This is a genomic window from Neobacillus sp. 204, from assembly GCF_046562815.1.
Classification (GTDB): Bacteria; Bacillota; Bacilli; order Bacillales; family Cytobacillaceae; genus Neobacillus.
Genome location: NZ_JBJORY010000005.1, coordinates 321,623 through 333,715 on the forward strand (window position 1 = coordinate 321,623; position 12,093 = coordinate 333,715).

6 protein-coding genes are annotated in these 12,093 nt (G+C 37.0%); all 6 read right to left on the minus strand.

Translation table 11 applies throughout. From position 1 onward, the window contains the following. Positions 1–282: 282 nt before the first annotated feature. Entirely contained in the window at positions 283–1,374 is a 1,092-nt protein-coding gene (locus ACJ004_RS12955) for a GerAB/ArcD/ProY family transporter (protein WP_410893436.1), read from the minus strand. A 246-nt stretch (positions 1,375–1,620) separates the two neighbouring features. Then, positions 1,621–2,862 (minus strand): Ger(x)C family spore germination protein, encoded by a 1,242-nt coding sequence (locus ACJ004_RS12960; RefSeq protein WP_410893437.1) that lies wholly within the window; start codon positions 2,860–2,862, stop codon positions 1,621–1,623. Next, positions 2,849–4,396, minus strand: coding sequence for a spore germination protein (locus tag ACJ004_RS12965; protein WP_410893438.1), 1,548 nt, complete (start codon positions 4,394–4,396; stop codon positions 2,849–2,851). Before ACJ004_RS12965 ends, ACJ004_RS12960 begins: the two co-directional genes overlap by 14 nt. Before the next feature lie 124 nt (positions 4,397–4,520). Continuing rightward, a complete protein-coding gene (locus ACJ004_RS12970; protein WP_410893439.1) occupies positions 4,521–6,557 on the minus strand; it encodes a YhgE/Pip family protein in 2,037 nt (678 codons plus the stop codon). 145 nt (positions 6,558–6,702) lie between these two features. Further along, on the minus strand, positions 6,703–8,640 hold the full coding sequence (gene ltaS, locus ACJ004_RS12975; RefSeq protein WP_410893440.1) for a lipoteichoic acid synthase: 1,938 nt from the start codon (positions 8,638–8,640) through the stop codon (positions 6,703–6,705). Positions 8,641–8,908: 268 nt separating this feature from the next. Beyond that, a complete protein-coding gene (locus ACJ004_RS12980; protein ID WP_410893441.1) occupies positions 8,909–12,073 on the minus strand; it encodes an efflux RND transporter permease subunit in 3,165 nt (1,054 codons plus the stop codon). Positions 12,074–12,093 lie beyond the last annotated feature (20 nt).

The window sequence follows — 12,093 nt, forward strand, 5'->3', positions numbered from 1 at the left end:
TAGTAAATGTGGCAGGCTTTCTTCCCGCTTAGGCGCAGACTGCCTCTAGTTTGTCTAGTCAGGATTTATATTTGATTGAAGACGAACTTTTTCGTTTATTTGATAAAATTAATCCTACCATACGCATAGGAATTGTCAAGATGATTTATTATAATATTTTAAAAAGTCTTGGAGAATTCAAAAAATTTAATCACTTGAGGAGAGGAATAACGAAACCAGGCAGACATTTTATCATGTCTGCCTGGTTTCGTTATTTTAGTTAAATTTTTAGTGCCTGACACCTTATACGGCTTTTTTCTTAATCAACATCATTGCAATGCATAGGAAAAATAGGGGAAAGGCAGCACCCATGATAATATTTATAGGTACGTAAGACTGGAACAGAAATTCATTTATCTCGGAATAGTTTTTTGCGAAAAAGAACGCTCCCACGCCGATTAACCATGCAAATGGGATGACAAAAGGTTTGTATGTATTTGTCTTAAAAAATTGTGCAGTCCCTAGACACAATCCGTAAAAGAATAATGAGATACGAATCATTAATCCCACAGTCCAAAAGAGAATGGCGATTGCATCAAAGCGATTAATTACATCACCCGCTTGAATATATCGTACTTCAGAAAAAGTAGGGAAGGCCATTTTAGCGGCTTCCTCTGGCCCAAATAAGGCAATAGGCCCTGTAATTGGCCCTAAAAAGAAAATCAACGTAATAAGCGCACTATAAATCCCCGTTTTAACTAACTTTGCAGGATGTTGAACATATGGCAATACCATGCCCATAATCGCAAATTCACCAAACCACCCCATAACTGCGAGTGCTCCTAACGACACAGGATATATTCCATTCCCGAAAAAAGGTAATAGATTAGAATAATCCTTCTTTTCATCCATAGTTAGGATCACAACAGCGATGGCGAAAAGGACTAAAACAGGTAACATCACTTGGTTCAATCTCCCGAGTGTTTCCAGACCGTTATAAACAATATAGATCGATAATAGAAGGATTACTGTTATCACAGCCCACATAGGTGTTTCCATCATTATTCTTTTATAAGCCTCAGCATAAAGTCTGGTTGCCAAACAGGCCATGATAAAAAAATAAACTAAATAGAGGATACCCACTAGTTTCCCAACCACTGAAAAATGTTTGAAGAGAATTTCAATTAAAGTTAACCCTGGAAACCTCTGAGACAACTTAACTAACGAGACTATTCCTATAAGCCCTAGTGCACTCCCGACTATTCCTGCAATCCACCCATCTTGCTTACTATGTGCCATCACAACCGTCAAAATAATTAAATGGCCGATGATCGTTAAAGAGGTGATCGCTAACATTGATGCTTGAATATTACTAATTCTTCCCTTTTCAATCATAGGAATTTCCCTCCAATTATTTTAAAACGGGCTGATTATGTTAAACATTTTTGATATAGAAGGAAGCTGGATTTCGTATATAAGCACACCGCCTAATACAATAGCTAAACTAAGGATACTAATTTGAATAAACATCACTTTTTTATCTTTCTTTTTCCAAGAAGAATATAGTTGAAAACTTGATGTTATACCTATGAGTAAGAGAAATAGTAAGAAGAATAACGTCTTCATTTTTGCCCTCTATTCTTATGTTGTTCCTTTCTGTAACCCAAATCTCGTCGTTGAAAAATCAATGGTAATATCAATGTCTGCATTTTTAAAACCATCCTTACTCCAGAACGAAGCCATATCCCGCCAATCTTCAGGATACTTACGGTTAATCCGTTCACCAAAACCAACTAAATCGGTATTCCAATCATATTTAATCTTCCTAAATAAAAGATCAATTTCAGTTCTTATATTGTCCTCAACCCGTCGATTAAGTTTTGCTAAATCACTACTTGATATGGAAGGCGTTGAACAAGTCATCTCACTTATTTCACCGTCCGCATGAATATCAACATGGAGGGTAATCTTAGAATCACTCTTTACAGGTGAAATTGTCGTGTTAACCTTTCTAATAATAAGACTCGTGTTTCCTTTACTTGAACCGTCGCCACAAGGAATTATAATAACCTCTTTAACCAACTCTCCTTTAAGCCAAAGCAATCCATTTGTTTCTTCCTTATCCAAGTATCCAACTAATTTTCCTTTTTTAAACACAGCAGTTTCATTTAAAATCAAGGAAGTCTCTACATTTTCCTGTGGTTCTATTTTACCGCTCTCTTTTTTAGATGTGCCTGAAGGTTCTTTGGGAACATCCTTATCTCTCCCGGAGGATGAAAGGACACCTGTATATGGGTCAGTTGAAACGTTGCTTAATGAATCTGAAAATTTACTTATGTCCTTTACCATGGCGGAGGAAACATAACGATTTGACTGAAACATGCCTCTTATCTCCAATCCAAGTGTAGGCTTTAATTCTGGTTTAGTTCTTACGATATCCTTTGCCTTCCCCTTGGTTACAAAAAGTTGAATATTTGGACGAAAATCATTTTCTCTTCTAAAAAAATCCAAACTTGACCTCATATCTTCCTCAACTGTAAAAGTGTTGCCTAAAACGAGAACATTCATATGGCCAAAGTACAGTCGTTTCGGTAGTGTGCTTGCTAATTTTGATATAGCTTCGCCAATACTTCTACCACTTGCAGAAATAATATAAGAATTCTCTCCCTTTCCATCTGAACTATTTTTCGATGTTAGCGAAAATATCTGGTATGTCTTTACAATGGATGCAGTCAGTTCATATTCTCCTTTTTCATTTTTATCAACTCCCATGATATCAATGACGGCATTCTCTTCGATCTCATGTGAACTCCAACAGGCTGTTAAGGAAAAAAGCATAAGAACATAAATAACGAGTTTTAATAAAAATTTATTCCGATTCATCTTCTTTTTTCTCCCGACTTCCTATAGAAAATGGAGGACCATCTCCACTTCTATGAAAATTGTTGATATTCATTCCTGGAATACGCGTCTTCATTCCCCACCACGGAGCCCGAATAAAGACATCCTTCCAGCCTTGATAGATAGCTGGAGATACAGGAGTAAAATAAGGTACACCAAATGAGCGCAAACTAATGATATGAGTTAGCCCGAACATCAGACCAATCAGAATGCCCATGAAACCAAATAAACCAGCCAATATAAGCAAAGGAAGGCCCAACATTCTTATCACTTGATGAAAAGCATAATTTGGCAAAATAAATGAAGTTAAAGCCGTAACTGAAACTACAATACTCAAAACAGAACCAACGATCCCAGCTTGCACAGCTGCCTGACCAATAATAACTAGTGCCAAAATGATAACAATGGGACTTCCAAAGGTTTTAGGCAACCTTAAACCGGCTTCACGAATCAGTTCAAACGTCATGATCATAAAGATTGCTTCAATTAGGACTGGGTACGGGAGACCTTCACGGCTGCCTGCAATCCTTAAAAGCGTTGTTGTTTGCAATAGATCGGGATGAAAGGTTGTCATTGCTACATAAAAGGCAGGAAGAATTAAGGTAACAAAAAGGCCTAAAAATCGAACCCAACGGATCATCGTTGCGGCGAGTGAATGATCATAATAATCTTGACTCGTATGGAGGAATTCTACAAACAGGGCAGGCGCGGTCAGAGCAAAGGGTGACCCATCCATGATAATGGCTACCTTTCCATCTAATAAATTACCACACACTTTATCAGTCCGATCGGTATTATAAATAGTTGGAAATGGAGAGTATTTAGAATCTTTAATAAAAGACTCGATATATTGACTCTCAAGTATTCCGTCGATATCGATTCTTGAAAGTCGTTCTTTGATTTCTTGTACAATATGTTCACTTGCAATGCCAGCCATGTATACAATCCCAACTTTTGTATTGGTCTGGCGTCCAAGTGTAAGAAAGTTTACTTTTAATTGTGGTGTTTGGATTCGTTTTCGAATAAGTGCTAGGTTTGTGTTTAAATCCTCGACAAACCCTTCTCGCGGCCCACGGACGGTTCGTTCTGTAACAGCCTCTTCAATAGCCCTTCCCGTATATTTTGCTGTTTGCAGTGAATATGCGTGGTCCTCATTATCTATTAGTAAAATCGTAGTCCCTGATAACAGCAATTTGACAATCGAATCAATACGATTCGTTTGTTTTACACCAAAGGGTGAAAAATTCTTTTTTAGAACATTTTGAGTGTCTTGTTCTGTTCGAATGGTTTGATGATTATTCATAGCTAGGACATGGCCTTCGATGTCGTTTAATAATCCTAAATCAATCATCTCTGGTAGATAAATTAAGCATCCCTCAACATTCGATATCTCAATAGTTTTATATTCCATATCTTCACAGGAGTCGAATAAACTCCGGATGGCGGCCATATTTTCTTCAAGTGAAGAAGACAAGAGACAATTATTACGATTGATTAGTAGTTGCTCACTTTCCACAAACTCCACCTCCATTAGTTACTAGTGTTTATTTTTGTTTAGATAATATACGCAAAAACTAATCCGGCAAATGAAAAAAGCTTATGTCCATAGATGAACCAAAGCTTAGAACTTTTATCTCGTCCTACGGAATAATCTTAGATGTTCTTGCCTTTTCTTCTGCTTGTTGAATCCGTTTACTTAATGGTTTTTTTAAAACTAGTGCTAAAAGGAGGCTTAATCCAATAAAGACCACCAAGGCAATACTATCTCTTATCACTACATCGACAATCATTCCTCCTACCGTTTCACGGAGCATACTCACTGCATAAGTAAATGGCATAAAAGGGTTAATCGTTTGAAAAAAAGGTGAGGTCAAGCTTACTGGAAACGTTGCACCAGAACTTGAGATTTGCAGAACTAAGAAAATGATCGCTAACCCTTTTCCAATATTGCCAAATACCGAGCACAAGGAATAAGTGATCGTGACAAATACCAGGCTGATAAACATACTCAATAGTACAAACCAGAGTTTGTCCACCGCATAGGTATGAATGAAAAACAAATCACCAATAGACACGATGGCAGCTTGAGATATTCCGATAGTTATAAACGTAAAAAGCCTTCCTAAAAAAAGCTGGTACCCTTTAAAACTAAGGTCCGGATTGTCCACATCCACTTTGAGTGAAGCAATTAAAAGTGTTGCCCCTACCCATAGTGCAAGTATGGTGTAAAACGGTGTCATTGCCGATCCATAGTTCGGAATAGGAAATAGCCGCTTAGTTTGTAATAAGATCGGATTCTCAAAGAAACTACTTTCCCTTTCTGGATCATGCTTTAGAAATTGGATTAAATCGTACATATTGACACTGCTCTCGAACTTTCTAATTTTATCAGCAGCACTCCTTACTTTCTCTTCAAATCCTGGTAAATCATTACGAGCCAGGTCTGCTGCTTTATGAACAGCTTTCACTAAGTCTGGAAGTCTTGTTCTAATTAACTCGGATCCTTTTCGAATGTCCTCTTCAAGAATTGGTAAATCGGTTCGCACGAAGTCAGCCGCTCTATGGATTTTATCCTCATAGTTTGCAAAATCGTTTTTAAAAAAATTGGCGGCCGAATTAATGTCCTTATTCATATTATCTACATTTTCTTGAAAATCTGACTGTGCTTCATTTACATTACGATGAATTTTTACTAATTCATCGTATAGCTGACTAAGCTGTTGTTGATTTCCTGAGAATCCACTCTGAGCTTCTGGTGCTTCCTTCATTTGGTTAAGTGTCTTTTGAATTTCGTTTTCAATTATAGATAAATTAGTGACACCGCCTGCGATCAGTTCCTTGGCTTCCTGCAGACTTAAAATTTTCTCTTGCACGGTTATTACTTGTTCGCCTGTTTCTTTAATAAGCGGTAAACGCTCTTCAACCTTTAGGATATTGGTACCAGCCTTCTGAATCTCTGGTATTCTCTGCTCCAACAGGATAATCTTCTGTCCTTTTTCCTGTATATCTGGTAACTTCCCCTCTAGTTCAATCGCTATTTTTCCAATTTTCTCAATCTCAGGCAAAGCCTTTTCTAGTTCAAAAATCTGTTTTTCTACATTATGTATGGATGGCAGTGCTTGCTCCAGTTCAATACCTGCTTTATAAAATCCTTTGAAAATTGCTTCACTGACTGTTTTTATAAATGCCTGGCTAATTTGGGTGGTTACGCTTGAGGCCCCTGAACTTGCTATTTTCGGAGCTACAGCATTGATTTTTTCATTTACAGCGAATTCGATTTCTGGTTTTCGGGGATTTACCTCTAAAATACTGGACAATTTCCTTGAAAAATCATTGGGAATGATGAGATAAGCATAATACCTTCCTCTTTCCACTCCACTTTCAGCTTCCTCCCGATTAACAAAGACCCAACCAAGCTGATGATTCTTTTTAAGGTTTTTGACCGTGTCATTACCTACATTTATTTTTTTCCCTCGTATTTGCGTTCCTTCATCCTCGTTACTAACAGCCACACGAATCCCTGATGTATTGCCGTAAGGGTCCCACATGGACTTAATGTTAATCCAAGCATAGGCAGAGGGCAGGACCATAAGTGCGCCCACTAACAACACAACAGTAGGAACACTAAAAATATTTTTCCAATCTCTTTTATAAACGTACCACACCTTCCAGATCATAATCCCCCCTATACAGACATCCCACTTCCTATATCTTTACACTATTTGAAAAGATTGATTCAAAGTGAATATGAGGATTAGATAAAAAGGTATATACAAAAAAACTGCCTGAGAAATTTTTCTCAGGCAGTTCATATTTTTAGATCTATTTTTTATCGCCACTATAGTTGTATTGTGAACGGTCAACTGGAGTAAAGTTTTCAGGTTTGTAGAAACGTAATAAATCTCCATTTACGACTTTATCTGAAAGCTTTAATTTATATTCAACGATTTTCTGATCTTTTTTAGCTTCTTGATTTTTAGCTGGATCTAATTTCATTCCCGTTTTGGAATCATAGAATTTCCCATCGATAGAAGTGATGGTGGAACTTACAAAGTCTCCATTTCTAAAAGGCACCAAATCATCATGTTGCTCAGATAATAGGTCCGTTCCAAATTGGACATACTCTTTGGTGTCTGTTCCTAGCAAGTGAAGAAGTGTTGGCAGAAGGTCGATTTGACCGCCGTATTCGTGGTTCACTCCACCTTCCATTCCTGGGACTCGAATAAATAATGGTACACGCTGCAAACCAGTATTTTCAAATGGTGTAATTTCTTTTCCCATTACCTGTTCCATTGCTTTATTATGATTTTCAGAAATTCCATAATGGTCACCGTACATGACGATAATGGAACGATCATATAAACCTGATTTTTTCAGGTAATCAAAGAATTGCTTCAATGCTTCGTCGGCATATCGTGCCGTTTGAAAATATCCATCGACGGATTTATCACCAGTTGTCCCTGGTGCAATCGTTGCGTCTTTTTCATTAATTGGATACGGATAATGATTAGATACAGTAATAAATTTGGTATAGAAAGGCTCTGGTAAGGATTCCAGAAGTGGAATGGATTGTTCATAGAATGGCTTATCCATTAGCCCATATTCAGCAAGATCTTTAGAATCTATATTATAGTAATTTGAGTCAAAGAACTTGTTGTAGCCAAATGATTTATAAATTTCGTTACGATTCCAGAAGCTTCCTGAATTTCCGTGGAACACTGCTGAAGTGTAGCCTTGCTGACCTAAAATTGCGGGAGCAGCTTCATACGTGTTTAGACCTTTTGTGGTATAGGCTGAACCTTGTGATAATCCATATAATGAATTTTCTAACATGAACTCAGCATCCGACGTTTTACCTTGTCCAGTTTGATGGAAGAAATTATCAAAGTAAAGCGTATTTTGATCCTTCGTTAATGAATTTAAAAATGGTGTTACCTCTTCCCCATGTAATTTGTAATTAATAAGGAAGTTTTGCATGGATTCCAGGTGTAAATAGATGACATTCATTCCTTTTCCAGCACCAAAATAAGCTGGGTTAGGCTCAGCATAATTAGATTTTGTATAGTTAATGACTTCAGTACTATCATCACTGCTGGCCATTACCCTTTGAGCTGATGCTTTCGTACTTTGAAAGGCATCATAAATAGTATAATTGTACATCCCTAAATATTTCACGATATAATTTCGGTCAAATCCTCTTGTTAATAATTGAGGCCGGTCTGTTTCAGCTAGTGCTAAATTTGCACTTGAAATCGCAAGCGCCATTGAAAATAGTGCCGCGACTTTTCTACGATTCATGTCATAAGTTTCGATTTTCACAAAACGAGTACCAAGCAACCCGATTAAAACAATGATGTCAAGGAAGAATAAAAAATCATATGGTCTTAATAAGGAAGTAATACTACCGCTAACATCGCCAAAGTTTTGTGTCTGTGTTAACGTTGGTAAGGTAATAAAATCACTAAAGAATCGGTAAAACAATACATTTGCATATAAAAGAAATGATAAAAGAAAATCTATGACAATCAGCCCAATATACTTTTTTCTTCCTTTAAGAAAGAAAGAAATACCTAAGAAAAGTAGGGCAGATCCAAGCGGATTGATAAATAATAGAAACTTCTGAAGAGAATTTTCTATTCCTAAGTTAAATTGCGTTAATTGAACGATATATGTTTTGATCCAAAGAAAAAATACTGTCAAAAAGAAAAAGCCAACATATTTATTAAAAATACTTTGACCTCTTTGTAATAAGTTATTCATAAAGCACCTACCTTGTAATCTAAGATTATATAATTTCAGTCATAATTTTTTTTAAATGATGGATACTGCTCTCATTAGACTAACATCAATAGTATCAATTAAATATGAACAATCTATGAATAATTCAAGAATAAATCAAAATAACCAACACAAGTATATTACTATACTCTTTTTTAAAAAAATGTCAAGGTCTCAAAAAAAATAAAAAAGCTGATTCTACAGTTAAAATGCTTTAACGCAGAATCAGCTTCTATTCATTTTATTTTACTTATAAAACTCTCTCTACCTGCTTTTTTTCTTTTCGCTTCATTTTCATAAGCGTTTCATAAACAATCGGTACGATGACTAAGGTAAGCAGTGTTGAACTTGTCAGTCCACCGATGACAGTGACACCCAATCCCTTCGAAATAAGTCCACTACCTTCCATCCCAATGGCAAGTGGGATAAGTGCACCTATGGTTGCAATGGCTGTCATAAGAATTGGACGAAGTCGTGTCCCCGCTGCCTCAAGAATGGCCTCTCTAGTTGATAATCCATCATTCTCTTTGTGAATTACACGATCAATGAGTACGATCGCATTCGTTACAACAATACCAATTAACATCAAGGCTCCAATCATTGCGGAGACACTTAGGGTTTCACCAGAGACTAATAAGCCTACTAATCCGCCGATGATTGTAAATGGTAAAGAGAATAGAATCGCTAGTGGAGCCAACCCTCCACCAAAAGTAATCACGAGAACTAAATAGACAATCGCAATCGCTGCAAGCATTGCTAAACCTAACTGTGTAAATGATTCTGCTATATCCTCCGATACCCCTCCGACTGATATGTCAACAGATGAAGGAAGTTTAAGTTTATCTACTTTCTTTTGAACTGCAGTTGAAACTTTTGAGACATCTTTGGTTGTAATTTCAGCACTTACACTTGCATAAATACGACCATCACGCCTTGTAATCGTATCCGAGGTATTCCCCTTTTTAATATCAATAACGTCCTTTATAGGGACTGACATACCCATAGGGGATTGGATTGTTTTATCCGTTAGTTCATTAATATCTTCATACTCATCTTTCTCGACCTCTAAATAGACATTCATTTCTTTGCCGTCATTCTCAATGGTGGTCAATACTTGACGTTGGCCATTACCAGCAAGCTCCATTCCAACTTGTGCAGCTGTAAGCCCTAATTGACTTAATTTTTCTTGATCAGCAACTAAGGTGTACTCCTCATAAGTATCAGCAATACTTGTCTTCACATTTCGAAGTGAATCATTCTTTTTGAAAATTCCCGCTATATTATTTACGACTGGTTCAATCTCATCCATATTGTCACCATAAACATTATACGAAAGAGCATTGGATGATCCCATACCTGAGAAGTCTTGACTTGCCCATTCACCCTTATCATTTCGTTTGTTTAAATCATTGATGACTCTTTCTGTTTCTTTTGAAAAGTTTTTGGTATCTTTATCATATTCAACAAAAAACATAGCCGAATTACTCTCCCCTGGATTCATTGGATTTTCTCCGCCGACAGAAAACTGAATTGTTTTTACGCCTTCTCTATTCTCAAAAAATTCCTCTGCTTCGGTTGCTATCCCTTCCACTTCATCCAAAGTTTGCCCTGGTGCAGGTTTATAAGTGGCAACCACCATTTTTTGTTCATCACTTGGAAGAAAACTTACCCCAATGACCGGAACAAGGAACAAGCTGCCCACTAATAAAAGAATAGCTAACCCGAAAGTTATGATTTTATGGTTTAATGACCAATTCAGAACCTTTTTATATCCCGATGCTAATTTACCTGGTTTATTTTCAACATGTTCTTGTTTTCCTGTAATGCCCTTTTTAAATAATGAATGGGCCATCATCGGAACAACAGTAATCGCTACTAATAGTGATGCCAGTAATGCAAATACGATTGTTAATGCAAAAGGTAAAAACATTTCTCCAACTGGACCTTTCACTAAACTTAGTGGAAGGAACACAGCTATTGTTACAATCGTGGAAGAAAAAATGGGCATAAACATTTCTCTTGTCGCGGCGACAATTAATTCTCTGCCACCTAATGTTTCATTTTTTAGAGACATCCTTCTAAAAATATTTTCGATAACAACAATCGAATCATCAATGACACGCCCGATAGCAACTGTCATTGCTCCAAGGGTCATCATATTAAGAGTAATATCCATTTGTTTAAGCAATAAAACCGCAATTAAAATGGATAATGGAATCGATATTACCGAAATGATAGTTGTGCGGAAATTTCTTAAGAATAGCAATATGATAATCATAGCGAATATCGCGCCGAAAATGGCTTTATTAAGCATCGTTGATACGGACTCTTCGATCGGTTTTCCCTGATCAAAAATGGTAGTAACCTTTAAACCATTAACCTGATCTTCAAAATCACTTAATTTTTCCTTAACAGCGTTCACAACGTCCACTGTATTTGCGTCTTGTGCACTGGTAATTTGCACTCCGATGGATTCTTCTTCATTTGTCCGCGAAATAGATTCTGCTTTTCCAACTACTTCAATTGTGGCAATATCTTTCAGTTCGACACTAGGGATAGCTGCAGTAGCCTGTGATGATGGTTTGCCTTGGATAACTTGGCCTCCGGTCATTCCTGGTTGTCCCTGGTTTTGTTGTGCGGCCGCCGCTCCTTGCTGCGATCCACTTGCAGATGGGATGACGGGAATTTTAATTGCTTTTAAGTCGTTTATCGTAGAAACATTACCATCAATGACAACGGATTTTTGTGTATCTTTGAACGTGTATAATCCTAATGGAATGGTAACATCTGAAGCTTTAATTAAATTCTTTACCGTTTCTTCAGATAGGCCATATTGCTTTAATTTCGTTTGATTAAATTTCAATTGAACTTCGTCAACTTGTTGACCGGAAATCTGAACGGTGGAGACTCCTTCGATCCCTTCAAGTTCTGGGACAATATCCTCCTCAGCCGTTTTGGTTAATTCAGCCAAAGATTGTTCAGAATTTGTCATACTTAATGACATGACTGGGAAGGCAGAAAAACTCAAGCGGGAAACTTGTGGTTCCTCTACTCCATCTGGAAGTTCAAGATTACTTAAGGCTTCCTTTACTTCATTTTGGGCTTTTTCCATATCTTTATCAAAACTATATTCTATTTGAATAGAAGAAGCGTTTTGAAACGAAGAGGAACTAACAACCGAAACCCCATCTAAATTCTCCACACGTTTTTCAATTGGTTCTGTCACTTTGTCAGCGACTTGTTCTGGTGTCGCACCTGGATAGACAGCCAAAACTGAAACAAGTGGTGTACTTATATTTGGAATGGTTTCAAGTTTCATGTTCATCCCTGAATACAATCCAGCAATGGTAACAATAATGGTTAACAACCATACAGCAAATTTGTTCTTTAATGAAAATTGAATGACTTTCTTCATATTTCCTCTCCTTCTTATAC

Bases quoted from the DNA above. Each gene is read 5' to 3' on its own strand.
- ACJ004_RS12955 (WP_410893436.1), bottom strand. From the start codon at position 1,374: ATGATTGAAAAGGGAAGAATTAGTAATATTCAAGCATCAATGTTAGCG.
- ACJ004_RS12960 (WP_410893437.1), bottom strand. From the start codon at position 2,862: ATGAATCGGAATAAATTTTTATTAAAACTCGTTATTTATGTTCTTATG.
- ACJ004_RS12970 (WP_410893439.1), bottom strand. From the start codon at position 6,557: ATGATCTGGAAGGTGTGGTACGTTTATAAAAGAGATTGGAAAAATATT.
- ltaS (WP_410893440.1), bottom strand. From the start codon at position 8,640: ATGAATAACTTATTACAAAGAGGTCAAAGTATTTTTAATAAATATGTT.
- ACJ004_RS12980 (WP_410893441.1), bottom strand. From the start codon at position 12,073: ATGAAGAAAGTCATTCAATTTTCATTAAAGAACAAATTTGCTGTATGG.